A 25355-nucleotide genomic window follows, 5' to 3' on the forward strand; every position below is an offset into this window, starting at 1 on the left:
ATATGAATGAAAGCAAATCAGACCAGTTACGTATGGCAAGCCGTGGTCACGGCATAAAAAAACCTCCGTTCAGAAACGGAGGTTTTTTCAGATCAGGTCACGGATGGTTGCCTATAGATTTGCCCGTCAGGTCAAGGCCGGCACCGATTGGCGGTTGCCTTCCTCGGACAGAATACCGCTGGTGCGCAACAGTGAGGCAAAGCGGCCATCCCGCGCGCTCAGCTCATCAAAGGTGCCCATCTCGACAATACGTCCGTGATCAAGGAACAGTACAAGGTCGGCATCCCGCACCGTCGACAGGCGGTGGGCGATGATGAAGGTCGTGCGGTTCTTGCGCAGCGTGTCGACCGCCGCCTTGACGCGGGCTTCGGTTTCGACGTCAAGCGCGCTGGTCGCTTCGTCCAGCACCAGAATAGGGGCATTCTTCAAAATGGCACGTGCGATCGCCACACGTTGGCGCTCACCGCCGGAAAGACGGTTGCCACGTTCACCCACATGGGTGCCATAGCCCTCAGAACGTCCCTCAATGAAGTCCGTTGCGGCAGCAGCCGTAGCAGCCTCAATAATCTCCGCTTCCGTGGCATCCATGCGGCCGAGACCGATGTTGTCGCGAATGCTGCGATTGAGAAGACCGGCATCCTGGAACACGGTGGCAATGTTATTGCGCAGCGATTTGCGCGTTACCGTTGAGATGTCAGTGCCATCGATCATGATTTGGCCGTCGCCAGGATCATAAACACGCTGCAACAGATTGATGAGCGTGGTTTTACCGGCACCGGTTGGTCCAACGATGGCAACCGTCTGACCGGCCTCGGCAACAAAGGATACGTTGCGAACGCCCTGTGTCGTATTGGCAAAATCAAAGGAAACTTCGCGGAATTCGACCTTGCCAGCGGCATGACCGAGATCCTTGGCGTCCTGTGGCTCCTCGCGGTCCTTCACGCTGTCTTCCAGCGTAAAGAAGTCTTCGAGCTTGGAACGTGCCTCAAAAATCTGCGTCGCAAAGGCACGCATCTGGTCAAGACGGCCAATCAGCAGGTTTGCAAAGCCGATAAAGGCAATCACGTCACCGACGCGCAATTCGCCACTACGCACCAGAAGAGTGCCGATGATCAGGATGATCATCATCGAGACGGTCGATGCCGTGCGGTTCAGCGCACTGGCAAGCGCCCACCAGTCAAGAACCGGATACTGTGCGCTCAACAGACGCTCGGTAAAACCTTTCAGCGCCTTGGTTTCCGCCTCGATGCGGTTGTAACTATGCAGGACGGAGACGTTGCTGATCGAATCGCTGACATGCGAAAAAACCGTGTGGTAGTGCTTTTCAACGGCCGCCTGACCATCCTTGGTGCGCTGCATGACCATCCGGCCAATGATCCAGTAGACAACCCCCAAGGCAATCAGCACGAAGCTGAGACGCAGGTCCATGGAAATGGCGGTTGGGACCAGAAGCACAAGCGCAACGGCGGTTGCCAGGTGGGTGCGCATGAACTCCAGCCACAGGCCAAACAGCGTTTCACTGGCACGCAACAAGGTGTGCAACGCATTGGACGTGCCGCGCTGCTGATGCCAGGATAGCGGCATGGAAATGATACGACCGAATGCTTCGGTCAACAGCGTTGCCCGGCGGCCGTGCGCAAGGCGGTCCGCCTCACGTGCCACAAGCACATAGGCAATGGTGTTGAAAACACCGAAAGCGGCCCAGACCAACAAGATGACGGTGGCATCACTTCCGGTTGATATTGCATCGATGATGCGACCAAACAGAATGGGTTCGGCAATGCTGATTGCCGCCAGTATGACGTTGGCGATCACAACAATCGCGACCCGCAAACGGTTTTCCGCGAGATAACGAAGTGCTCTTGTGTAGACCTGAAACAGTGTCAATTTCGTATCCAATCTTCATAAAGCCGGCTTGAGAATTCCGGTAGTCATCTTTCGGCTCCAGGTGGGTGCACAAATCACACCTGAAGTTCAAAAAAAGTCCCTATGCTGAACTATCAAATAAACCGCACAACTCCTAGCATTTGATGGTTCAGTGGTTTGTATTTCCTGGAGAGCATGGCAAGATTTAGCCGTCGTGTTTTAGGTATTGATAACGAAATGCGGTGAAATCTGATCGCGGTCTAACCTGCGTAACATGACGTCACCACAAAACGGTTCGGGTCCATAGTTATGTAGGATTTATGCCAATTTCAGGACGTGCATCGTCATGCGTCATATAAATGAGTTTCTTTTCATCTGCTCGGAAGCTGGCACGAGAGAAGAACTTCTGACCGGTTTCGAGCGTCTGCTCGAACATTATAATTTCCCTTATTTCATCTTTTTCAAGCGTTCGCAGAACGATGGAGATGATCTGGGCACCCCCATTGGCGAGAAACTGCCGGATGGATGGCGTGACTATTATTACACCCGCAAATACCCGCTGATCGATCCGACCCGCAAAATGCTGGCATCGGCAAATCGCCCGTTCAGATGGCAAAACGCGGTCGGTCCGTTCAAGCCGACCGCCTATCGCAAGCGCATCGCCAGACTGTTTCAAGACAGTGCCCGTTATGGCATGGAAGATGGCTACGTCTTCCCGATCCACGGTCGCGGTGGATTGCTGGGCAGTGTGTGGATCGGTGGCGAACCTTACGAATTCGCGCCATCGGAACTGGCTCTATTCGACACGGCGGCACGCGCCGCCTTCTGGCGCATTCTCGAACTGTCAAAAGATGATGACACGCCGGTCGATATGCCGCTGCCGCCGGAAATCCGCCTGACGCAAAGAGAGATGGATATTCTGATCCTGCTGTCCAAAGGCATGACATCGCCGGAGATGGGCAAGGAACTGTCGATATCCAGCCATACGGTGGACTGGTACATCAACGGCATTCAGCGCAAGCTGCATGCCCGAAATCGCCAGCATGCCATTGCCCTTGCTTTCCGATACGGACTTATTTCCTGATTTCAACCGATTGGTCTTCGGCCAAGCGAACGCTTTGGCGCTGAATAGCCCTTCCCAAGACGTGGTTTTGCTGCTTAATTTCGCGGTGCAACATATATGCATCTGTGACGATTTTGGGAGACCGTCTTGAAGATATCGAAAATTCTTGTAGCGAACCGATCCGAGATAGCGATCCGTGTATTCCGTGCAGCCAACGAGCTGGGAATAAAAACGGTGGCGATCTGGGCTGAGGAAGACAAACTTTCGCTGCACAGGTTCAAGGCGGATGAGAGCTATCAAGTTGGCCGTGGTCCGCATCTGGCCAAGGATATGGGACCAATCGAAAGCTATCTGTCGATCGAGGAAGTGATCCGCGTCGCGAAGCTTTCGGGCGCAGATGCAATTCACCCCGGTTACGGTCTTTTGTCGGAAAGTCCGGAGTTTGTAGAGGCCTGTAACGATGCAGGCATCATTTTCATTGGCCCGACAGCCGATACGATGCGCCAACTTGGCAACAAGGTGGCAGCACGTAACCTGGCCATCTCAGTGGGTGTTCCAGTTGTTCCGGCAACAGAACCGCTGCCGGAAGACATGGCAGAGGTAGAGCGCATGGCCGAAGAAATCGGCTATCCGGTGATGCTGAAAGCGTCCTGGGGCGGCGGCGGACGCGGCATGCGCGCAATCCGCAAAAAGGAAGATCTGGCCCGCGAGGTGATGGAAGCCAAGCGCGAAGCAAAGGCTGCCTTTGGCAAGGACGAAGTTTACCTCGAAAAACTGGTCGAGCGTGCGCGCCACGTTGAAAGCCAGGTTCTGGGCGATACGCATGGCAACGTCGTGCACCTTTTCGAGCGTGACTGCTCCATCCAGCGCCGTAACCAGAAGGTCGTCGAGCGCGCGCCAGCCCCTTACCTCTCGGAACAACAGCGCCAGGAACTGGCCAGCTACTCGCTGAAAATTGCCGCTGCGACCAATTACGTTGGCGCAGGGACCGTCGAGTATCTGATGGATTCCGACACCGGTAAATTCTACTTCATCGAGGTCAATCCGCGCATTCAGGTGGAACACACCGTCAGCGAAGTCGTGACCGGCATCGATATCGTCAAGGCGCAGATCCATATTCTCGAAGGTGAATCCATCGGCACGCCTGAATCCGGCGTACCAAAGCAGGCTGACATTCGTCTGAACGGTCACGCCCTGCAGTGCCGCATCACCACCGAAGATCCGGAACACAACTTCATTCCTGACTACGGCCGTATCACCGCCTACCGTTCGGCAGCCGGCTTCGGCATTCGTCTCGATGGCGGCACGGCTTACACCGGTGCGATCATCACCCGTTATTACGACCCGTTGCTGGTGAAGGTGACAGCCTCTGGCGGAACACCGCAGGAAGCTATCAGCCGTATGGACCGCGCGCTTCGCGAGTTCCGTATTCGCGGCGTTGCAACCAACCTGACCTTCCTTGAGGCCATCATCGGCCATGAAAAGTTCCGCAACAACACCTACACCACACGTTTCATCGACTCGACACCGGAACTGTTCCAGCAGGTCAAACGTCAGGACCGTGCCACCAAGCTGTTGACCTATCTGGCCGATGTGACCGTCAATGGTCACCCGGAAACCAAGGGTCGCGCCAAGCCTTCGGAAAAGGCCGCCAAGCCGATTGTGCCTTACATCGACAAGGCCATTCCCGACGGCACCAAACAATTGCTCGACAAGCTGGGTCCGAAAGGTTTTGCCGAATGGATGCGCAATGAAAAGCGCGTTCTGGTGACCGACACGACCATGCGCGATGGCCACCAGTCCTTGTTGGCAACACGCATGCGTACCCATGACATTGCCGGTGTTGCCAATGTATATGCCAAGGCCCTGCCACAACTGCTGTCTCTGGAGTGCTGGGGCGGCGCGACATTTGACGTGTCGATGCGCTTCCTGACCGAAGACCCGTGGGAACGCCTGTCGCTGATCCGCGAGGGCGCACCAAATCTGCTGCTGCAAATGCTGCTGCGCGGCGCCAACGGCGTTGGTTACAAGAACTACCCGGACAATGTCGTCAAATATTTCGTGCGTCAGGCGGCCAAGGGCGGCGTCGATCTGTTCCGCGTGTTCGACTGCCTCAACTGGGTCGAAAACATGCGCGTTTCGATGGACGCGATTGCCGAAGAGAACAAGCTGTGTGAAGCGACCATCTGCTACACCGGCGACATTCTCAATTCGGCACGTCCGAAATACGATCTGAAATATTACACCAATCTGGCTGGCGAACTGGAAAAGGCAGGCGCCCATATCATCGCCGTCAAGGATATGGCAGGCCTGCTGAAGCCTGCTGCGGCAAAGGTTCTGTTTACCGCACTGCGTGAAGCAACCTCGCTGCCAATCCACTTCCACACCCATGACACATCAGGCATTTCGGCTGCGACGGTTCTTGCTGCTGTCGATGCAGGGGTCGATGCGGTGGATGCGGCCATGGATGCACTGTCCGGCAACACATCCCAGCCATGCCTTGGTTCGATTGTCGAGGCCCTGTCCGGCTCCGAGCGCGATACCGGCCTTGATCCGGAATGGATCCGCCGCATTTCCTTCTACTGGGAAGCGGTGCGTGGCCAATATGCAGCCTTTGAAAGCGATCTCAAGGGACCGGCATCGGAAGTCTATCTGCATGAAATGCCGGGCGGACAGTTCACCAACCTGAAAGAACAGGCCCGTTCGCTCGGGCTGGAAAGCCGTTGGCACGAAGTGGCGCAGGCCTATGCCGATGCCAACCGCATGTTCGGTGATATCGTCAAGGTGACGCCGTCTTCCAAGGTGGTTGGCGACATGGCCCTGATGATGGTCAGCCAGGACCTGACCGTGGCCGACGTCGAAAATCCTGAAAAGGATATCGCTTTCCCGGACTCGGTTGTGTCCATGCTCAAGGGCGACCTTGGTCAGTCGCCAGGCGGTTGGCCGGAAACCTTGCAGAAGAAGGCGCTCAAGGGCGACAAACCCTACACGGTCCGACCCGGCTCGTTGCTGGAAGAGGCCGACCTTGATGCCGAGCGCAAAACCATCGATGCCAAGATTGGCCGCGCGGTCAATGACTTCGAGTTCGCCTCCTATCTGATGTATCCGAAGGTCTTCACCGACTTTGCCCTGGCGTCCGAGCAATATGGCCCGGTCTCGGTGCTGCCAACCCACGCCTATTTCTACGGAATGGCCGATGGTGAGGAGCTGTTTGCCGATATCGAACGCGGCAAGACGCTTGTCGTCGTCAATCAGGCAATGAGCGGTACGGATGACAAGGGCATGGTCACCGTGTTCTTCGAAATCAACGGTCAGCCACGCCGTATCAAGGTTCCGGATCGTGCCCATGGTGCCTCCGGTTCTGCGGTTCGTAAAAAGGCAGAAACAGGCAATGGCGCACATCTCGGCGCACCGATGCCGGGCGTCATCTCGCGCGTCTTTGTCAATCAGGGGCAGACGGTCAAGGCTGGCGACGTGCTGCTGTCCATCGAAGCCATGAAGATGGAAACTGCGCTGCACGCCGAAAAGGATGGTGAAGTGAAGGAAGTTCTGGTGCGTGCTGGCGACCAGATCGATGCCAAGGACCTGCTGATCATCTACGGCGAATAATCACCGCGCTCATGTGGTTCCATAAAAATCATGCCCGCTGAAAAGCGGGCATTTTTGTTCTTGCTGTTTTTACGCAATCAAATTACGCATGTTTATGCACGTTTTTTCACGATTGATGTAAATGTCCAAAACAGATCATTTTGTCAGCGAAAGACAGGCTTTCATTCTCTCCGAACTGGAGACAAAAGGCCGTGTCATTGCGCAGGAACTGGCGCAGACCTTCAACACCTCCGAGGACACCATCCGCCGCGACCTGCGCGAAATGGCAGCCCGCGGTGAATGCGAGCGCGTCTATGGCGGTGCTTTGAAGACAACAGGCGTGACCACGCCACTTCAGACGCGGCTGACCGAAAAAACAGATCGCAAGGCGGTTCTTGGCCAAAAGGTTGTGTCACTGCTGGAAGAAGGCATGGTGGTGTTCATTGATGCCGGTTCGACCAATCTGGCGATCGCACGACAGATCCCGCAGAATTTTCGCCTGACCGCCGTCACCAATACCCCTGTAATCGCCGCAGAACTAGCAGCAAAACCGGGCGTTGATCTCATCGTGATAGGTGGCAAAGTGGATGCCAATGTTGGCGCTGCCATCGACGCAAGCGCCTTGAGACAGCTGGAAAAAGTGCGGCCTGATCTCTGCATTCTCGGCGCATGCGGTGTGACGCTGGAAAACGGACTGGCGGCCGATATTTATGAGGATGCGGTTTTCAAGCGTCTGGCCTGTGAGGCAAGTAATAGGGCGCTGACTGCCGTCACCCGCGAAAAACTTGGCCTGAAGGCCGCTTTCCATGTCTGCGATCTCGACAATTCCCTGTCGCTCATAATGGAGCAGCAAACAGACCAGGCCTTCCGCCAGGCTTTGACGGCCCGTGGCGTGGATATCCACATCACCGGATCCAGCTCTCCAGAACAACTCGTTTCCATTTCCTGAGGCTCACTTCAATGTCTGGCTCTGCCATGAACGTCACTTCCCCTGTCCGCACGCCGTACATGACCACAACGCGGCTCGCCATTTCACTGCTGTTCCTGATGAACGGTTTCATGATGGGCTCCTGGGCGCCGATGATCCCGGAATTTGCCCACCGGCTTTCCTTGAGTGAAAGCCAGCTGGGCCTGGTGATCTTGATGTTTGGTGTTGGGTCGTTGCTGATGATGCCGGTTGCAGGTGCCAAGATCGCCCGCCATGGCTCCAGAACCGTTGCGCTGGTTGCCGCTGCGTTGTTCGTGCCAACACTGCTGCTGATTACCTTGACCAACGACATATGGACTGGCGTTGCTGCCGTGGTGCTGTTTGGTGGACTGACCGGCGCCATGGATGTGGCCATGAACGCCAATGCCGTTGTGACCGAACGCAGCATGCGCCGTGCCATCATGTCGTCCTGCCATGCCTTCTGGAGCCTTGGCGGTCTGCTTGGCGCGGGCCTTGGCGGTCTGTTGATCAAACAGGTCGGTGTCTACGGTCACGCTGTTACTCTGACAATGTTCGCCGCTATCCTTCTGGCCATCGCATGGCCGCGTGTTCTGGCTGATCCTCCACACCCGGAAGAACGCCACGAAAAACTGCGCCTTCCGATGACGCCACTGCCATGGATCATTGGCATCATGGCGCTGTTTTCCATGGTGCCGGAAGGTGCCATCCTCGACTGGGGTGCGCTCTACCTGCGCAATGAACTTGGCGCTTCGGTCACCGCCTCCGGTTTTGCCTTCGCAGCCTTTTCGATGACCATGGCCGTCATGCGTTTTGCCGGTGATCTGGTGCGTGACCGCTTCGGCGCGGTCAACACGCTACGGGTCTGTTCGGTGATCTCGATCATTGGTCTGCTGATCGCCGGTGTCGCCACCAGCCCGGTTGTCGCCATCATCGGATTTGCCTTCGCCGGCATCGGCATTTCCAACATGGTACCAATTGCCTTTTCGGCGGCGGGCAATATGCCCGGCCTTGCACCGGGCATTGGCCTCTCCGTTGTCACGACGATGGGTTATTCCGGCATTCTCGTTGCACCATCGGCGATCGGTTTCATTGCCGAACATATCGGCCTTGGAACGGTGTTTATTGGTCTGCCGGTTCTGCATGGCGTCGTGTTTCTTCTGTCGCGCCTGGCCCGCCATGCCGACGGTGCCGGACGACACTAAGACATCTGCGATAGGCGCCAATGCCTACCGCACTCAAAAATTTCCCGCCAGACTGCCTGGCGGGAAATTGAAATCATCAGGCCTTTATTTGCTGAGCAACCAGGCGCTGACCCGCTCCGGCAACATGCGCGTCAGCACCGTGTCATGCCGTACAAAGTGGTGGTAGAAAGCGGCCGCGACATGCAGCACGACCACCAGCCAGGCGACCCATTTCCCGATGAAATGATGGAAACCATCCATAACAGGCTCGAAGGTTGCCCAGTTGATGTTCAGCCACTGGAAAAGCTGGGTATTAGGGAAACGCGGGATCGTGAACAGATAGAGGTCGATCACACCATTGCCGCCGGTTCCGAAATAACCGGTAAAGGGCATTGAGATCATCAGGCCATAAAGCCCCCAATGCGCCAGTTTCGACAGGATATGCTCAACCCGCGTGCCGGGCGCTTCTTCGGGTTCGACGCTGAACAACCGCCAGATCAGGCGGGGAACAACAAACACGCCAACAATGATCCCAAGGAACCAGTGGACGTTCAAGACCGGAAGAAACAGAGGATCCTTGCGGTTTGATTCAAGAATAAACACCACATAGTAGACAAATGGGTAGCTCAGGATAAATGCCGTGGCGATAAGCCAGTGATACATTCCCGCGACGGCACCGAAACGTTCTTTCGTATTCATTAGCTGCATGACACACCCCATGTTCATGCCCTGCCATAAATGCTTCACGGCCAGTTATGGCTTAGGCTTTGTGCAGAAACAGAATAGGAAAGACCAAAATTTTGCGGTTGATCTCAATCAACGATTGAAAAACAGATTGCTCGTGCCCTATTCGTGTTTTTCTCTGAAGATCGCAGCGATATTTCGTGGCTATGATCATCAAAGCGCCTGAAATGAACGGCAAATCAACCGATGTCAGCGACTTGCAATGCCAGTCAGAGCAAAACGTGATAGGTATAATATTGACAAGGCTCGCGCCTTGATCCACCTGAATAGGCGCATTTGTCGCAAGCGTAGAGATAACGATGTCATCACCCTCTGATTTTGATCCCAAGCCACGCCGTGCCTCGGTCGCCGTCGATGTGGGGGGCGTTATTGTTGGGGGTGGAGCGCCTGTTGTCGTTCAGTCGATGACCAACACCGACACAGCAGATATTGACGCGACAGTCGCGCAGGTTGCCGCCCTTTACCGCGCCGGTTCTGAAATCGTACGCATCACGGTTGACCGGGACGAAAGCGCCGCTGCCGTGCCAAAGGTTCGCGATCGTCTGTTGCGCCTTGGCCTTGATGTTCCACTGGTTGGCGACTTCCACTACATCGGCCACAAGCTGCTTGCGGATCATCCTGCCTGCGCGGAAGCGCTGGCAAAATACCGCATCAATCCTGGCAATGTCGGCTTCAAGGATAAAAAGGACAAGCAGTTCGGCGATATCGTCGAAATGGCGATCCGTTACGACAAGCCAGTGCGAATCGGCGTGAACTGGGGTTCGCTCGATCAGGAATTGCTGACAACGCTGATGGACAAGAATCAGGCCGAGGGTTTCCCCCTGTCTGCCCGTCAGGTTACCCGCGAAGCCATCGTTCAATCTGCGCTGATCTCGGCTGAACTCGCCGAAGATATCGGCCTGCCGCGCAATCGTATCATCCTGTCGGCCAAGGTCAGCCAGGTGCAGGACCTGATTGCCGTTTATTCCATGCTTTCCGAGCGCTCCGACCACGCCTTGCATCTGGGCCTGACGGAAGCTGGCATGGGATCCAAGGGCATCGTCGCCTCGTCCGCCGCCATGGGTTATGTGCTGCAGCACGGTATTGGTGACACGATCCGTGTATCGCTGACGCCAGAACCGAATGGCGACCGCACCCGTGAGGTGCAGGTGGCGCAGGAACTTCTGCAGGTCATGGGCTTTCGCCAGTTCATTCCGGTTGTTGCGGCATGTCCGGGATGTGGTCGCACGACATCGACTGTGTTCCAGGAACTGGCCCAGAACATCCAGAACGACATTCGCAAGAACATGCCGATCTGGAAGGAAAAATACCCCGGCGTTGAAGCGCTCAACGTTGCGGTCATGGGTTGCATCGTCAACGGCCCAGGTGAAAGCAAACATGCCGATATCGGCATTTCGCTGCCTGGCACCGGCGAAAGCCCGGCGGCACCTGTCTTTATTGACGGTCAGAAAGCCCTCACCTTGCGTGGTCCAAACATCGCTGGAGACTTCGAAGCCCTGGTTATCGACTACATCGAAAAACGCTTTGGACATAAACACGCAGCAGAATAATCAACACCCGCCGGGATTTTGCCGGATTCGTGGTATTTCAGGTCCATCAATCAAGGAGCCATGATTCGATGATCAAAAAGTTTGCAATCCTCGCGCTTGCCGCAACATTCCTTTCAGCCTGCACCACGACGGACCCCTATACTGGCGAACAGAAGATGTCCAACATGGCAGGCGGTGCCGGCATTGGTGCTGTTGCAGGCGCGCTCGGCGGTTTGGCTGTGGGCGGTGGCTCGGGCAAATCCGGCCGTAATGCCATCCTGCTGGGTGCCGGTATCGGCGCGCTGGCTGGCGGCATGGTTGGCAACTACATGGACAATCAGGAAGCCGAACTGCGTCAGCAGCTTCAGGGAACCGGCGTTTCGGTGACCCGCCGTGGCGACAGCATTGTTCTCAACATGCCATCCAACATCACCTTCGCGACCGACCAGGATCAGGTGATCCCGCCATTCTACGACACGTTGAACTCGGTCGCCATCGTGCTGAACAAGTTCAACCGCACACTGATCGATATCAACGGTCACACCGACTCGACCGGCAGCCTTGCCCACAACCAGGGTCTGTCCGAGCGTCGTGCTGCCTCCGTTGCCAACTACATTGGCGCCCGTGGCGTCGACCAGCGTCGTATTTCCACACTCGGTTACGGTCCGTCGCAGCCAGTTGCCTCCAACGCAACACCAGATGGCCGCGCGCAGAACCGCCGCGTCGAAGTGCTGATTTCTCCGCTCACACAGAGCTGATAGATTTAGAACGGACACCAATTGAAAAACGCCGCTTCATGCGGCGTTTTTTATGTCAGGCAGATACAAAGACCTGATCCAGCGCTGTGATCAGCGCCTGGCACTGTTCTTCCGTGCCAATGGAAACGCGCAGGAAATCCGAAATACGCGGTTTGTCGAAGTGGCGCACCAGAATGGCGCGCTCACGCAATGCCAGGGACAAATCCTTGCCGGTCCAGCCAGGTTTGCGGGCAAAGATGAAATTGGCCTGCGATGGCAAAATATCAAAACCACGTTCGCGCAGTGCCTGTTCCAGCCTCTGACGATTGTCGATCAGCTTCTGGCGATGGTCCATGAACCAGACGTCATCCTCGATCGAGGCAACAGCCGCGACCTGTGCCAACCGGTCGAGCGGATAGGAGTTGAAACTGTCTTTCAAGCGTTCCAATGCGTCGATGAGCGGGCGCTGGGCGATTGCATAACCGACCCGCATCCCCGCCAGCGAACGAGACTTGGAAAAGGTCCTGATGACAATCAGATTGTCATGGTCGCGGACAAGCGGAATGGCGGTTTCGCCGCCAAAATCAATATAGGCTTCATCAATCGCCACCACCTGATCGGCGTGAGAGCTGACCAGTTTCTTGATATCGGCAAGCGACAATCCGATGCCGGTTGGCGCATTGGGGTTTGGCAGAATGATCGCGCCACATTCACCTTCGTAATCCTCCAGACGAATCTGGAAATTGTCGTCCAGCGGCACGGTTATGGTTTTAACGTCGAAAAACCGGCTGTAGGTCGGATAAAAGCTGTAGGTGATATCTGGATAAAGCAGCGGCTTTTCATGTTTCAGAAGGCCGGCAAAGATGAAGGCCAGAACCTCATCCGAGCCGTTGCCGACAAAAACCTCATCCGGCGACACACCGTGATAGGCGGCAATCGTCTCTCTCAGCTTTTTGGCGGAAGGATCAGGATAGAGCCGCAAATCATCCGTCGCAGCATCCTTGATGGCTTCCACAACACGTGGAGAAGGACCCCACGGGTTTTCATTGGTGTTGAGTTTGACGAGATTGGCGATGGCTGGCTGCTCCCCCGCCACATACGGATGAAGCGATGCAACGATAGGGGACCAGAATTTGCTCATCTCAACTCTTTCTTTCTGCAATAAATCGCGCTGCGGCAACCAGCACACCAGCACGCTCACCGTAAGGCTCCAGAAGCTCCGACGCTTCCGCCACCAGCTCGCTAAGCCGTTGCTCCGCCCATGGCTGACCACGCAGGGCAACCAGCGTACCTTTGCCGCGTGCCGCATCCTTGCCGGTTGCCTTGCCCATGGTCGCCGCATCGGCCGTCAGGTCAAGAAGGTCATCCGCCAGCTGGAACGCAAGTCCAACACGCTCACCGAAGGTTCTGAGCCGCAAACGGGTCTCGGCATCGGCGCCGGCAATAATCGCACCGGCTTCACAGGCAAAACGCAGCAGTGCGCCGGTTTTCATGGCCTGCAAGGTGATGATACCCTGCTCGTCCGGTGCCTGCTTTTCGGCTGCCAGATCAAATGCCTGCCCACCGGCCATGCCACCAATACCGGCGGCTCTCGCCAGCGCCAGCACCAAGGCAGTCTTCGAGGCATCGGGAAGCGGTGTGTCCGGATCGGCGATAATATCGAACGCCATCGTCAACAGGCTGTCGCCAGCCAGAATGGCGGTTGCCTCATCAAACTTGCGATGCACGGTTGGCTGACCACGACGCAAATCATCGTCATCCATAGCCGGAAGGTCGTCATGAACCAGCGAATAACAATGCAGGCATTCCAGCGCCGAACCGACACGCAGCGCCGCGACAGCATCGCCACCCAGCATCTTGCTGCTCTCGATCACCAGAAACGGTCGCAACCGTTTGCCGCCATTCAACACACCATGACGCATCGCAGCCAGAAGATTGTCCGGCCTGGTGATTTCATCACTGCGATGGGTTGGGGAAAGAACGCCATCCAGCAGATTTTCCACCTGCTGCGCGTTTTCACGCAATGCGTGTTCGAATAAGGTTGTCTCTGGCTTCATGGCCGCTCTTTGCCATGAGAAGTGAACACAGGCAATGAAAATCAGGCTTTTTGCGGTATCTGCTAGGCTTGATAGCGCTCGGACAATGTGAAACGGTTCGGCGAACAAGAAGGCGCAGGTTTGAGAGATTGGCAATCGCACCTGAAAACCAGAATGAGGATGTTACGCTGTCGCAGGATGAGGATGCGCAGGATACTCCCATGCTGAAAGAGCGCAGTCTCTGGCAGCGGCTGGTTCTTGCTGTCATCATCTTCCTGGCCCTGCCCTATTTTCTCATTCTGGTCTACGCGCTGCCCTTCATGCGCCCCGTCTCCACCCTGATGCTGGCCGATCTGGTGACCTTTCAAGGCTATGACCGGCAATGGGTATCGATTGACGACATTTCACCCAATGTCGTCCGGTCCGTCATGATGTCGGAGGATGGACAGTTCTGTTTCCATGGCGGCGTTGACTGGAACCAGATGCGCAGCGTGATTGAAGGCACACTGCAGGGTGATACCACCCGTGGCGCCAGCACCATTCCCATGCAAACCGCCAAAAACCTGTTCCTGTGGAACGGTCGTTTCTTCGTTCGTAAAATTCTGGAAATTCCGCTGGCCATGACCGCCGACTTCGTGTGGTCAAAAAAACGGATGATGGAAATCTATCTGAACGTGGCCGAGTGGGGACCGGGCATCTACGGCATCGAGGCCGCAGCCCGTCATCATTTCAAGACATCGGCATCGAAGTTGAGTTCCCGGCAGGCTTCACTGCTGGCCGTCAGCCTGCCGAACCCGATTGAGCGTGTCGCTTCCAAACCGGGACGCGGCACACAGCGGCTTGCGACGCTCAACGAGCGCCGCGCCCGTGCATCCGGCGGTTACGTCGGATGCGTTCTCGATTGATCGCTTAACCGCGCGTGAAGATATAATCGGTTTCCTGACGCAGAACCTCGCCCGGGCGCAAGACGCCATTGGGGAAATCCGCATGATTGACGGCATCCGGCCAGATCTGTGTTTCTAGGCAGAAGCCTGCAAAGGCACCGTAATGACGTCCGTCCAGACCTGGAACCGGCGTGTTGAGCTTGAAGCCTGAATAGAACTGCACGCCTGGCTCTGTTGTATGCACCTCAAGCGCCACACCTGAGGCAGGCGCAAAGACCCGTGCCACCTTCCGCTTTTCGCGGCGCTCCGGCGACAGGCAGAAATTATGATCATACAGAACCTGTGCGCCATCTTCCTCACGCTTCATCGATGTCGATGAGCGCAGATCAAAGGCAGTCCCCTCAACGGCGCGAATTTCACCAGTCGGGATCTGCCGTTCATCGGTTGGAAGATAGTGATTGGCGGCAATCATGATTTCATGACCGAGTGCGGTCTCTGCACCATCCAGATTGAAATAGGAGTGCTGGCAGATATTGGCGATGGTCGGCTGGTCGGTGCTGGTTTCATAAAGAACCGACAGCACACCGCCCTCACGAATGGTGTAGGTCACGGTGATCGTGCAATTGCCGGGATATCCCGCGCGGCCATCCGCATCAATGATCTGCAAAACCACGTGGCTTGGACCATGTTCCATGATCAGCCAGTTGCTTTTACCGATCCCGTCGCTGCCACCATGGATGTGGGTGATGCCTTTTTCGTTCAGTTCGAGCTGGTACTCTTTGCCATCGATCGAAAACCGTCCGTTGTCGATGCGGTTCGAATTGCGGCCCGGCGTTGCGCCAAAATAGGAAGAATATTTTGGATAGTCCTCAAACTTGTCGAAGCCGAGGACCAGAGGAGCCTGATGCCCCTCAAGGCGCAAGTCCTGAATGACGGCGCCCCAGGTGATGATATTGGCCGTGAGCCCGCCTGCCGAAATGGTGACGCGCTCCACTTTTTCGCCAGTCGGCGTTACGCCGAAGTTTTCCCGTGCGGCACCATCGGTCATTGTATTCATCTCCGTTTGCAAGAATGACGGGCCAGACGTTGCGTCATTTCCCGTCACTTCGCAATCGGCAAATTTCACTTTCCGATTTCGTTCAGATCGTAATAGGTCGTCTGATAGATCTCATTGATCCAGTTGCCAAAGAACAGATGCGCATGGCTGCGCCAGCGGTTTTGTGGCGTGATTTCTGGGTCGTTATGCGGGAAATAATTATGCGGTACCTTGATTGGAATGCCGGCATTCACGTCCCGGAAATATTCATCGGAAAGCGAGGTGGAATCATATTCCACATGGTTGAACATGTAGAGACGGTTGCCCTTCTTTTCATGCACCAGGCACACACCCATCTCGTCGGATTCCATCAGGATATCAAGCTCAGGGTGTTTTTCAATGTCTTCACGACGCACTTCCGTCCAGCGTGATACAGGGACCTGAAAATCATCGGAAAAGCCATTCAGGTAAATCGAAGCTGGGCACAGATTGCGGTGACGGTAAACACCGAACGCCTTTTCTTTCAGCGGATGTTTCGGCACACCATGGAAATGGTAGATGGCCGCCATGGCACCCCAGCAGACATTCAGGGTCGAATGAACATTGGTCTGCGTCCATTCGAAGATCTTCTGCATCTCGTCCCAATAGGTCACATCTTCGTAAGGTATGGTTTCAACCGGCGCGCCGGTGATGATGAAACCGTCAAACTTGCGATGTTTGACCTCTTCCCAGGTTTCGTAAAACGACAAAAGATGTTCTTCCGAGGTGTTCTTGGCGCGGTGCCCGCCAATACGCACCAGAGAAAACTCCACCTGCAACGGTGATGCGCCGACCAGGCGCGCCATCTGCACTTCTGTTTTGATCTTGTTCGGCATGAGGTTCAGAAGCCCGATCTGCAACGGACGGATATCCTGACGGACAGCCGCCGTTTCGGTCATCACTCGCACACCCTCATTGATGAGGGTTTCGAAGGCAGGCAGTGTATCGGGTATCTTGATGGGCATATTGGAACACTCTCATCCGGTGGGCAACTCGGGACATGTCCCAAGACAACCGCACAAAACAAAAAAACCGGCACGAAATCGCAACCGGTTCTTGGAAAATCCACGTTTCCTCGACCCTTTAGCGACTTCTTTAAAGTGGCTGCAAGCCGGTCGGCAAATCACCACTGGGCATCTACATAATCCCGCATGTGCCGAAAATCAATATAGGCGTATTTGCTGGCCTCGACCGTTCCCTTGCGCGAACATTTGGGCTATTGGCGGGGCATGGAGAAAACAGGCTTTACAATTCTGCTGGGCGGCACCCTGTCGGTGACCGAGCGCGTGCGCGAAGCCGCAAGCGGAACACGCGTCATTGCAGCAGACAATGGCATGCGTCATGCAAAGCCCCTGTCTCTCGTTCCTGAGCTGTGGGTGGGAGATTTCGATTCCACCGACACCGCCCTTCTCGCTGAATGGCAAGATGTGGAACGCCACACCTTTCCGGCCAGCAAGGCAGCAACAGATGGCGAGATCGCTGTCTCGCAGGCGATTGAGCGTGGCGCCCAAAACCTGGTGCTGATTGGTGCATTGGGTGGCGACCGAACCGACCACGCCTTTCAGCACATGCTGAATGCCATCAGCCTCAAGGAAAAAGATTACGACGTCACCCTGCTATCGGGTGAAGAAGAGGCCTATCCCTTGGTTTCCGGTGGCAGCAAAAAACTCGATCTGCCAGCTGGTTCGCTGTTTTCCGTTCTCGGTTTCAGTGATCTTGACGGTCTGGATATCGAAAACGCCCGTTATCCGCTGAAAGATTTTTCGCTGACCTTCGGCACATCCCGTACCATTTCCAACGTTGCGGAAGGCCCGGTGCGCTTCTCCCTGAAAAGCGGTAGAGCCATCATCCTTGCCCGCCCCTATGACATGACTGGAGCCTGAGCCTTGGCGCCTCCCATTCTCAAACTCGACGATATCAAGCTGACCTTCGGTGTCACACCTCTGCTGAATGGTGCAAACCTGCAGGTGGAACCGGGCGACCGCATCTGCCTTGTGGGCCGTAACGGTTCCGGCAAATCCACGCTGATGAAAATTGCAGCCGGCCTGGTCGAGGCCCAATCGGGCGAGGTGTTCAGACACCCCTCCTCGACCATCCGTTATCTTGAGCAGGCACCTGATTTCAGCGGTTACGACACCGTACAGGCCTATGCCGAAGAAGGGCTTGGACCGGGTGATGACCCTTACCGGGTGACCTATATTCTCAACCACCTTGGCCTGACGGGTCAGGAAGACCCGAAAAGCCTGTCTGGTGGGGAAGCCCGCCGCGCGGCTCTGGCACGGGTGATGGCGCCGGAACCAGACATTCTGATGCTGGACGAGCCGACCAACCACCTTGACCTGCCAACCATCGAGTGGCTGGAAGGCGAACTGCAGAAAAGCCGCAGTGCACTAGTGCTGATCTCGCACGACCGTCGGTTCCTTGAAAAAGTCTCCAATGCCACGGTCTGGCTCGATCGCGGTACCTCGCGTCGTCTCAGCCGCGGTTTTGCCCATTTCGAGGAATGGCGCGACAAGGTGCTGGAAGAAGAAGAACTTGAACAGCACAAGCTCGGCAAGGCAATTGAGCGCGAAGAACACTGGATGCGCTACGGCGTGACCGCCCGCCGCAAGCGCAACATGCGCCGCGTCGGCGAACTTCAGGCCATGCGTGCGCAATATCGCGGCCATAAGGGTCCGCAGGGTTCCGTGCAGACCACCGCCGTTGATGCTCGTGAATCCGGCAAACTGGTGATCGAGGCCGACAGCATTACCAAGGCCTATGGCGATCGCACCATCGTATCGCCCTTCTCACTGCGCGTGCACCGTGGCGATTGCATCGGTCTGGTTGGGCCAAACGGTGCAGGCAAAACCACACTTTTGAAAATGCTGACCGGACAACTCAAGCCTGACAGCGGCACCGTCAAGCTTGGCACCAATCTGGACATCGCAACGCTGGACCAGAAGCGTGAAGAGCTGAACCCGGATGACACGCTGGCCCATTACCTGACCGACGGACGCGGTGAAAACCTGCTGGTCAATGGTGAGGTCAAACATGTAACCGGCTACATGAAGGATTTCCTGTTCCAGCCGGAACAGGCCCGTACACCCATTCGCAATCTGTCGGGCGGCGAACGTGCTCGCCTGATGCTGGCGCGTATCCTTGCCCGCCCGACCAACCTTTTGATCCTCGACGAACCGACCAACGACCTCGACCTCGAAACACTGGATCTGTTGCAGGAAGTGGTTGCCGGTTTTTCCGGCACCGTAATTCTCGTCAGCCACGACCGTGACTTCCTTGACAGGACGGTCACCTCGACCATTGCCCCGGCCAATCCCGATGCGCCGGATGGCCGCTGGATCGAATATGCTGGCGGTTATTCCGACATGATGGCGCAGCGCAAGGGTGCCGCTGACGAAAAGCGTCGGGTGGAAAAGCAGGAGAAGGCCAAAAACACCTCCGCTTCTGCCGCCTCTGACGACGCCCCCAAAGCCAAGGGCAAACTGTCCTTCAAGCAGAAATTTGCGCTGGAGAACCTGCCCAAGGAAATGGAAAAGGCTCAAGCCGAAATCGCCAAGCGCGAAGAGAAGATGGCTGATCCCAACCTCTTTACCAAGGATCCGACCTCATTTGGCAAATTGGCCGATGAGATGGAAAAGTTGCGCAACAAGCTGGTGGCCATGGAAGAAGAGTGGCTGGAGCTGGAAATGTTGCGCGAGGAACTGGAAGGGTAAAATTCCTTCCGCCTTGCCGGAACTTCTGATCTCCTCACTTCTTTGACAGGAAAGCAAATTTACGTTTTTCTTGGCAAAGATGGAGGAGTTCAGCAAATGCGCATGATTTTCGTCAACCTGCCGGTTCGCAACATCGAGACCACCAAGGCATTTTTCACCGCCCTCGGTTTCAGCTTCAATCCCGAATATTCGGATGAAAAGACGCTGTGCATGATCGTGGAGAAGAACATATTCGTGATGTTGCTCCAGGAAGAACGTTTCCGCGATTTCATCAATGGCGATATTGCCGACGCCACCCGCACCACCGAAGTGCTGACCTGCCTGACGGCAGACAGCCGCGAAGACATCGACAAGATGATTGCGACAGCCCTTTCCTCGGGCGGTCGTGAATGGAAACCGGTTCAGGACCACGGTTTCATGTATGCGGGCAGTTTTCAGGATCCGGACGGCCATGTCTGGGAACTGGTGCATATGACCGGTCAATCCTGATCAACACCTGCATACAAACCGCAACAACGCCTGCATTGGCCATCTTGCCAATTTGTGACGGCGGGATTACACCTTGCCTTGCTCTAACGGGGTGCTTTGTCCTTTTCGGACAGGGCTGAGAGGCTTTTAGCCAACCCGAAGAACCTGATCCGGTTAACACCGGCGGAGGGATTAGACGGCTCATACCAGCGCCCTATTCCCATTCAACACATGAAAGAGGAGGCGCGGATGCGCGAAATTTTGAACAAGTCTCTGATCGCCAAAGCCCTGATGCTGGCAGCCATCGCCCTGCCCGGTGCTGCTTTTGCCGCCGACAAGACACTGACCGTCTATACCTATGAGAGCTTGGTTTCCGAGTGGGGCCCAGGCCCCAAGGTCAAGGAGGCCTTTGAGAAGAATTGCCAGTGCACCGTCAATTTTGTGGGCGTTGCCGATGGCGTTGCGCTTTTGACGCGCCTCAAGATGGAAGGCGAGACATCCAAGGCAGACGTCGTGCTTGGCCTCGACACCAACCTGGTGGCAGAAGCCAAGGCGACCGGCCTGTTTGAGCCAAGCGGCATCGACACATCGGCTGCCACGGTGCCGGGTGACTACAAGGACGATGTTTTCGTGCCTTATGACTACAGCCATTTCGCCATTATCTACGACACCCAGACCATCAAGAACCCGCCGCAGAGCCTGAAGGATCTGGTTGACGGTGATCCGTCACAAAAGATCGTCATTCAGGACCCACGTACCTCGACGCCTGGCCTCGGCCTGCTGTTGTGGGTCAAGTCCGTTTATGGCGATCAGGCCCCGGAAGCCTGGGCAAAACTGAAAAACCGCATTCTGACGGTAACCCCAGGCTGGTCGGAGGCCTACGGCCTGTTCACGAAGGGTGAAGTGCCAATGGTGCTGTCCTACACCACCTCACCTGCCTACCACATGGTTGCCGAAAACAGTGATCGCTACCAGGCAGCCAGCTTCTCGGAAGGTCATTACATCCAGATTGAAGTGGCCGGCCTGTTGAAGAATGCGCCGGAGAAGGATTTGGCCAAGTCGTTCCTCTCCTTCATGCTGACCACTGGTTTTCAGGACGCCATACCGGAAAACAACTGGATGATGCCGGTTGCTGCGACAAGCGCACCGCTGCCGGAAGCGTTTTCCAGGCTGGTTGTTCCCGCCAAGACCTTCCTGATGTCACCAGAAGAAGTCGCCAAGAACCGCAAGGCTTGGATCGATGAATGGCTGGCCGCCATGAGCATCAACTAACAGGTTTTCAGAGCGGAAATTCCAGGCCAGCGCCATGATTTCAAAGGCTGAGAAACGGCGATCGATAGGTATCGGAACGGTGGCGTTTGCCGCCGTTCTGGCCTTTATTGCCCTTGGCACACTGGCCCTGCTTTCCTTTGATACCGGTGCCGCCAGCGATGAGCTGTTCGGCACCTATACCTGGCGCATTTTGCGGTTCACCCTCTATCAGGCAACATTGTCGACCGGGCTTTCGATCCTCTTTGCCCTGCCTGTGGCATTGGCACTGGCAAGACAGCCCCGTTTTCCCGGCCGCATTTGGATTATACGCCTGATGGCGGTTCCCATGGGATTGCCGGTTATTGTCGGTGCACTCGGCCTCATTGCCATCTGGGGCAGACAGGGATTCCTCAACACGGCTCTGACGTCGTTTGGCGTGGAACACCCTTTCAGCATTTACGGCCTGTCCGGCATTTTGCTGGCGCATGTGTTCTTTAACCTGCCGCTGGCCACGCGCCTGTTGCTGGCCGGGCTGGAACGCATTCCCGGTGAATACTGGCGTATCGCTGCCAGTCTCGGCATGCCGTCGCTGTCGATCTTCCGTTTCATCGAATGGCCAGCTCTGGTCAAACTCATTCCCGGCATTGCCGGGCTGATCTTCATGCTTTGCGCAACCAGCTTCACACTTGTACTGATGTTGGGCGGCGGACCGGCGGCTACAACACTTGAGGTGGCCATTTACCAGTCGCTGCGTTTCGATTTCGATCCGCCACGCGCCATTGCCCTGTCTGCGCTGCAGATTGCCATGACGGGCCTGTTGCTGCTTTTATTGAGCTGGCTTCCCAAACCCGATGAAGAGGGTTTGACGCTTGGTCGCACCGTGCATCGTTACGATGGCAAAACCATAGTGTCCCGCAGCCTCGATATCGTCTTCCTATCGGCAGCCGTCGTATTTCTGGTCGCGCCACTGGCAAGTGTTGCTCTGTCGGGCTCGAGCGCCAATTTGACCCGTCTTCTGGCGGCAGAGGTGTTTTGGCGTGCAGCAGCAACCAGCATGTCAATCGCACTTGTCTCGGCAAGCATTGCGGTGACCGTTGCCGTGGCGCTGATCAGAGCACGTTCCACCATTGCCTCCGACCGCAAGGCAAACCGACCACTGCGCCTACTGGCATCTGCCATGTCTGGCTGTGCCTCCCTCGTTTTGCTGGTGCCACCGGTGGTGCTGGGTAGCGGCTGGTTTTTGCTGCTGCGCCCATTTGGCGATATATCGGCTTTCGCACCGTTGCTCGTCGCCTGCATCAACATGCTGATGGCCCTGCCCTTTGTCATGCGGGTGCTTGAACCGGCCTTCCAGACACATGAGGCACGCACGGCGAAGTTATCTGCAAGCCTTGGCATGCATGGCTTTGCGAGGCTGCGATACATTCATTGGCCGGTGTTGCGCAGACCGCTGGCAACTGCCTTCAGTTTTGCCATGGCGCTGTCGCTGGGCGATCTCGGCGCAATCGCCCTGTTCGGCTCACAGGATTTCATCACCCTGCCCTGGCTGGTCTACAGCAATATGGGCAGCTATCGTACCAATGACGCCGAAGGTTACGCGCTGATCCTCGGGACGATCTGCCTGATATTGGCAATGGCAGGCGCTGGGGGAAGCGCAGGCACCTCACAAAAACGCCGGGAGCAACACTGATGAACAACACCGCCCTCTCAGGCGTCCGTTTCGACAAGGTGACGCTGCGGTTGGGAAAGCAGGATTTCGCTTTCGATCTTCGGCTGCCACAAGGCATCATTACCGCCGTCACTGGCCCGTCAGGCTCCGGCAAGTCCACGCTGTTGAACCTGATTGCCGGGTTCGACACACCGAATAGCGGACGCATCCTGATCCATGACCAGGACGTCACGGAACTGGCACCGGCAGACAGGCCGGTTTCGGTGATCTTCCAGGACAACAATCTTTTTTCACATCTCGATGTGTTCACCAATATTGCGCTTGGCATAGACCCGTCGCTGAAACTGTCAAAAGACCAGCGACAATCCGTATCCGGTGCGCTGGAACGGGTTGGGCTTGCCGGGTTTGAAGCACGCTCTCCCATCACCCTCTCGGGGGGTGAACGCCAGCGTGTTGCCATGGCACGGGCACTGGTGCGTCACCGCTCTGTGCTATTGCTGGATGAACCCTTTGCCGCTCTCGACCCGGGTTTGCGCGCCGGCATGGCAGAACTCTTGTCCAGCCTGCAGCGCGAAAACGACAACACGGTGCTTCTGGTCACCCACCAGCCTGAGGAAGTTCAGCTTCTGGCGAAACATGTGGTGTTTCTGGACAAGGGCAATATCCTGTTTGAAGGGTCTCCGGAAATTTTTGCCGAAAACGGGAACATTCCTCAAATCCGCAGGTTCCTGCGGGGGTAGCCGTGACAGAAGCACGGTTCTTCGCCACAATTTCGACTTGCGCAAATGGCAATCGGCTTTAGGACGGCTTCAACAGGGGATTGAGTGTATTTGATCGTCTTTTTGCTAATTTACTTTGATTGCCTGATGAGCCATGCAGGATATTCAAGAATATTGAAAAGATTCGTCATCGATAATAGCACTCGGCATAACGCAACAATTTGTGTCCATTGATGGACAGTATTCGCACAATAAACTAGCAGTGCGTAATATCAGGGGCACAGGAACTGACCAATAAGATGACGATTTCCATGATAGCAAGGCAGGCAAGGACATCAGCTCCGCGCGCGCGGCGTTATGGCAAACTTGCGCGCTCTGTTGCGATCCTGACGATAACAGGCATGACGCTGAGCGCCTGCCAGTCGCTGTTCAGCCAGTCCTACCAGGCAAGCGTGCGTCCATCTGACAACCCGCAAACGGTTGAAGAAGTTCAGAAAAACGACCCGCGTGCTCAGATGGGTGCCCGTGAACATCCCCGTATTGTTGCAAGTTACGGCGGTGAATATCGCGATGAAAAGACCGAAAGGCTGGTCGCCCGGATCACCGGTGCGCTGACCGCTGTTTCGGAAAACCCGCAACAATCCTACCGCATCACCATTCTCAATTCCCCGGCGATCAACGCCTTTGCGCTGCCCGGCGGTTATCTCTACGTCACCCGCGGACTGTTGGCGTTGGCCAATGATGCCTCGGAAGTGGCCGCCGTGTTATCGCATGAAATGGCTCACGTGACCGCCAATCACGGCATCGAGCGGCAGCGTCGCGAAGAAGCGGAAGTGATTGCAAGCCGTGTCGTGGCGGAAGTGCTGTCCAGCGATCTGGCTGGAAAACAGGCACTGGCGCGCGGCAAGCTGCGACTGGCGGCGTTCTCCCGCCAGCAGGAGTTGCAGGCCGACGTGATTGGTGTGCGCATGCTGGGCGAGGCGGGTTATGATCCCTACGCCGCGGCGCGCTTCCTCGATTCCATGGCCGCTTACGCCCGCTACACATCTGTTGAGCCGGATAGCGACCAGAGCCTCGACTTCCTGTCCAGCCACCCGAACGCGCCACAGCGCGTTGAACTGGCGCGCCGCCATGCCCGTGCCTTCGGGCAGGAGGGCAGCGTTGGCGACCGTGGACGCGACTGGTACCTGAACGGCATTGATGGCCTGCTGTATGGTGACAGTCCGCAAGAAGGTTATGTGCGTGGCCAGACCTTCTTGCATGGCAGCCTCGGCATTCGGTTCGATGTTCCGGAAGGTTTCCAGATCGATAACAAGGTCGAAGCCGTGTTGGCAACCGGACCGGGCGAAATGGCCATCCGCTTCGATGGCGTGGCAGATGCCAAACAGACAGATCTTGGCAACTACCTGACCAGCGGTTGGGTGGCGGGACTTTTGCCCAACACCGTGCGCAAGACGCAGGTCAATGGTCTGGAAGCCGCCACAGCCCGTGCAACGGCCGAGAAGTGGGACTTTGACGTGACGGTGATCCGTCAGGGTCAGCAGATTTTCCGCTTCCTGACGGCCGTGCCAAAGGGCAACCCGCAGCTTGACACCGTGGCAAATGTGCTGCGTACCAGCTTCCGCCAGATGACAAGCGATGAGATCGCGTCGCTGAAGCCACTGCGTGTGCGCGTGGTGACGGTAAAGCCGGGTGAAACCATGGCGACCATGGCAGCCCGCATGATGGGCACCGACCGCAAACTTGATCTGTTCAAGATGATCAACGCGCTTGGCGCAGGTGCTGCCCTACAGCCCGGCCAGCGGGTCAAGATCATCGCAGAATAATCAGACCCATTTTCACACATCAAAAAGCCCTCGGAAACGTCAGTTCCCGAGGGCTTT

Annotated in this window: 20 protein-coding genes and 2 riboswitches; of the genes, 14 read left to right on the plus strand and 6 right to left on the minus strand. The window is 56.2% G+C overall.

The features are described from left to right. Window positions 1-126 precede the first annotated feature (126 nt). Complete coding sequence (locus RT613_RS01120) at window positions 127-1887, minus strand: glucan ABC transporter ATP-binding protein/ permease (RefSeq protein ID WP_313612292.1); 1761 nt, start codon at window positions 1885-1887, stop codon at window positions 127-129. A gap of 325 nt (window positions 1888-2212) precedes the next feature. On the opposite strand from RT613_RS01120, the gene RT613_RS01125 reads away from it, so the two are divergent. From RT613_RS01125 to RT613_RS01140, 4 genes are all read left to right on the plus strand, one after another. Next, window positions 2213-2950, plus strand: coding sequence for a LuxR family transcriptional regulator (locus RT613_RS01125; RefSeq protein ID WP_313612294.1), 738 nt, complete (start codon window positions 2213-2215; stop codon window positions 2948-2950). 126 nt (window positions 2951-3076) lie between these two features. Next, window positions 3077-6538, plus strand: a complete 3462-nt coding sequence (pyc, locus tag RT613_RS01130; protein WP_313612295.1) for a pyruvate carboxylase — start codon at window positions 3077-3079, stop codon at window positions 6536-6538. Between the two features lie 121 nt (window positions 6539-6659). Beyond that, window positions 6660-7466, plus strand: coding sequence for a DeoR/GlpR family DNA-binding transcription regulator (locus RT613_RS01135; RefSeq protein WP_313612296.1), 807 nt, complete (start codon window positions 6660-6662; stop codon window positions 7464-7466). Window positions 7467-7492: 26 nt separating this feature from the next. After that, entirely contained in the window at window positions 7493-8668 is a 1176-nt protein-coding gene (locus tag RT613_RS01140) for an MFS transporter (RefSeq protein WP_313612298.1), read from the plus strand. A gap of 84 nt (window positions 8669-8752) precedes the next feature. Here RT613_RS01140 and RT613_RS01145 read toward each other — a convergent pair whose 3' ends face one another. Continuing rightward, window positions 8753-9355 carry a cytochrome b gene (locus RT613_RS01145; protein WP_313612300.1) on the minus strand — a complete coding sequence of 201 codons (603 nt, stop codon included), beginning with the start codon at window positions 9353-9355 and terminating at the stop codon, window positions 8753-8755. Window positions 9356-9690: 335 nt separating this feature from the next. Here RT613_RS01145 and ispG point away from each other — a divergent pair, with 335 nt between their 5' ends. Both ispG and RT613_RS01155 read left to right on the plus strand, forming a co-directional pair. Continuing rightward, a complete protein-coding gene (gene ispG / locus RT613_RS01150) occupies window positions 9691-10941 on the plus strand; it encodes a flavodoxin-dependent (E)-4-hydroxy-3-methylbut-2-enyl-diphosphate synthase (protein ID WP_313612302.1) in 1251 nt (416 codons plus the stop codon). Window positions 10942-11009: 68 nt separating this feature from the next. Next, window positions 11010-11678 (plus strand): OmpA family protein, encoded by a 669-nt coding sequence (locus tag RT613_RS01155; RefSeq protein ID WP_192490513.1) that lies wholly within the window; start codon window positions 11010-11012, stop codon window positions 11676-11678. Window positions 11679-11733: 55 nt separating this feature from the next. Here RT613_RS01155 and hisC read toward each other — a convergent pair whose 3' ends face one another. Together hisC and RT613_RS01165 are read right to left on the minus strand one after the other, a co-directional pair. After that, the gene (gene hisC, locus RT613_RS01160) at window positions 11734-12798 is read right to left on the minus strand and encodes a histidinol-phosphate transaminase (protein ID WP_313612303.1); all 1065 of its coding nucleotides are present in this window, start codon (window positions 12796-12798) and stop codon (window positions 11734-11736) included. 1 nt (window position 12799) lies between these two features. Continuing rightward, window positions 12800-13714 carry a farnesyl diphosphate synthase gene (locus RT613_RS01165; protein WP_313612305.1) on the minus strand — a complete coding sequence of 305 codons (915 nt, stop codon included), beginning with the start codon at window positions 13712-13714 and terminating at the stop codon, window positions 12800-12802. A 128-nt stretch (window positions 13715-13842) separates the two neighbouring features. Between RT613_RS01165 and mtgA the strand changes: the two genes are divergently transcribed. Next, on the plus strand, window positions 13843-14598 hold the full coding sequence (gene mtgA, locus RT613_RS01170; protein WP_409558735.1) for a monofunctional biosynthetic peptidoglycan transglycosylase: 756 nt from the start codon (window positions 13843-13845) through the stop codon (window positions 14596-14598). A 4-nt stretch (window positions 14599-14602) separates the two neighbouring features. Here the strand turns inward: mtgA and RT613_RS01175 are convergent, their stop codons facing one another. Both RT613_RS01175 and metA read right to left on the minus strand, forming a co-directional pair. Next, window positions 14603-15625, minus strand: a complete 1023-nt coding sequence (locus RT613_RS01175; RefSeq protein ID WP_313612307.1) for an aldose epimerase family protein — start codon at window positions 15623-15625, stop codon at window positions 14603-14605. Window positions 15626-15699: 74 nt separating this feature from the next. Beyond that, window positions 15700-16617 carry a homoserine O-succinyltransferase gene (gene metA, locus RT613_RS01180; protein WP_313612309.1) on the minus strand — a complete coding sequence of 306 codons (918 nt, stop codon included), beginning with the start codon at window positions 16615-16617 and terminating at the stop codon, window positions 15700-15702. A gap of 98 nt (window positions 16618-16715) precedes the next feature. Continuing rightward, window positions 16716-16792: riboswitch (SAM riboswitch) on the minus strand. An 89-nt stretch (window positions 16793-16881) separates the two neighbouring features. Between metA and RT613_RS01185 the strand changes: the two genes are divergently transcribed. From RT613_RS01185 to RT613_RS01215, 7 genes are all read left to right on the plus strand, one after another. Continuing rightward, window positions 16882-17535 carry a thiamine diphosphokinase gene (locus RT613_RS01185; RefSeq protein ID WP_313612310.1) on the plus strand — a complete coding sequence of 218 codons (654 nt, stop codon included), beginning with the start codon at window positions 16882-16884 and terminating at the stop codon, window positions 17533-17535. A 3-nt stretch (window positions 17536-17538) separates the two neighbouring features. Further along, the gene (locus tag RT613_RS01190; protein WP_313612312.1) at window positions 17539-19365 is read left to right on the plus strand and encodes an ABC-F family ATP-binding cassette domain-containing protein; all 1827 of its coding nucleotides are present in this window, start codon (window positions 17539-17541) and stop codon (window positions 19363-19365) included. 96 nt (window positions 19366-19461) lie between these two features. Continuing rightward, window positions 19462-19854 (plus strand): VOC family protein, encoded by a 393-nt coding sequence (locus tag RT613_RS01195; protein ID WP_313612314.1) that lies wholly within the window; start codon window positions 19462-19464, stop codon window positions 19852-19854. Between the two features lie 77 nt (window positions 19855-19931). Further along, a riboswitch (TPP riboswitch) is annotated at window positions 19932-20042 on the plus strand. Between the two features lie 82 nt (window positions 20043-20124). Next, window positions 20125-21105 (plus strand): thiamine ABC transporter substrate binding subunit, encoded by a 981-nt coding sequence (gene thiB, locus RT613_RS01200; protein WP_313612524.1) that lies wholly within the window; start codon window positions 20125-20127, stop codon window positions 21103-21105. Between the two features lie 34 nt (window positions 21106-21139). Beyond that, window positions 21140-22774 (plus strand): thiamine/thiamine pyrophosphate ABC transporter permease ThiP, encoded by a 1635-nt coding sequence (gene thiP / locus RT613_RS01205; RefSeq protein WP_313612315.1) that lies wholly within the window; start codon window positions 21140-21142, stop codon window positions 22772-22774. Beyond that, window positions 22774-23493, plus strand: coding sequence for an ATP-binding cassette domain-containing protein (locus tag RT613_RS01210; protein ID WP_313612317.1), 720 nt, complete (start codon window positions 22774-22776; stop codon window positions 23491-23493). The genes thiP and RT613_RS01210 overlap by 1 nt, the downstream gene beginning before the upstream one ends. 278 nt (window positions 23494-23771) lie before the next feature. Continuing rightward, window positions 23772-25298: a M48 family metalloprotease gene (locus RT613_RS01215; RefSeq protein WP_409558736.1), complete on the plus strand. Its 1527-nt coding sequence runs from the start codon at window positions 23772-23774 to the stop codon at window positions 25296-25298. Window positions 25299-25355 lie beyond the last annotated feature (57 nt).

Origin of the sequence: Agrobacterium sp. (assembly GCF_032092815.1) — a bacterium.
Lineage (GTDB): Bacteria > Pseudomonadota > Alphaproteobacteria > Rhizobiales > Rhizobiaceae > Agrobacterium.

Coding starts and splice junctions, on each gene's coding strand:
- RT613_RS01210 (WP_313612317.1), top strand. CDS start 22,774: ATGAACAACACCGCCCTCTCAGGCGTCCGTTTCGACAAGGTGACGCTG.
- RT613_RS01140 (WP_313612298.1), top strand. CDS start 7,493: ATGAACGTCACTTCCCCTGTCCGCACGCCGTACATGACCACAACGCGG.
- RT613_RS01215 (WP_409558736.1), top strand. CDS start 23,772: ATGACGATTTCCATGATAGCAAGGCAGGCAAGGACATCAGCTCCGCGC.
- ispG (WP_313612302.1), top strand. CDS start 9,691: ATGTCATCACCCTCTGATTTTGATCCCAAGCCACGCCGTGCCTCGGTC.
- thiB (WP_313612524.1), top strand. CDS start 20,125: ATGCTGGCAGCCATCGCCCTGCCCGGTGCTGCTTTTGCCGCCGACAAG.
- RT613_RS01195 (WP_313612314.1), top strand. CDS start 19,462: ATGCGCATGATTTTCGTCAACCTGCCGGTTCGCAACATCGAGACCACC.
- RT613_RS01185 (WP_313612310.1), top strand. CDS start 16,882: ATGGAGAAAACAGGCTTTACAATTCTGCTGGGCGGCACCCTGTCGGTG.
- RT613_RS01145 (WP_313612300.1), bottom strand. CDS start 9,355: ATGCAGCTAATGAATACGAAAGAACGTTTCGGTGCCGTCGCGGGAATG.
- RT613_RS01175 (WP_313612307.1), bottom strand. CDS start 15,625: ATGACCGATGGTGCCGCACGGGAAAACTTCGGCGTAACGCCGACTGGC.
- thiP (WP_313612315.1), top strand. CDS start 21,140: ATGATTTCAAAGGCTGAGAAACGGCGATCGATAGGTATCGGAACGGTG.
- RT613_RS01125 (WP_313612294.1), top strand. CDS start 2,213: ATGCGTCATATAAATGAGTTTCTTTTCATCTGCTCGGAAGCTGGCACG.
- RT613_RS01165 (WP_313612305.1), bottom strand. CDS start 13,714: ATGAAGCCAGAGACAACCTTATTCGAACACGCATTGCGTGAAAACGCG.
- metA (WP_313612309.1), bottom strand. CDS start 16,617: ATGCCCATCAAGATACCCGATACACTGCCTGCCTTCGAAACCCTCATC.
- RT613_RS01135 (WP_313612296.1), top strand. CDS start 6,660: ATGTCCAAAACAGATCATTTTGTCAGCGAAAGACAGGCTTTCATTCTC.
- RT613_RS01155 (WP_192490513.1), top strand. CDS start 11,010: ATGATCAAAAAGTTTGCAATCCTCGCGCTTGCCGCAACATTCCTTTCA.
- hisC (WP_313612303.1), bottom strand. CDS start 12,798: ATGAGCAAATTCTGGTCCCCTATCGTTGCATCGCTTCATCCGTATGTG.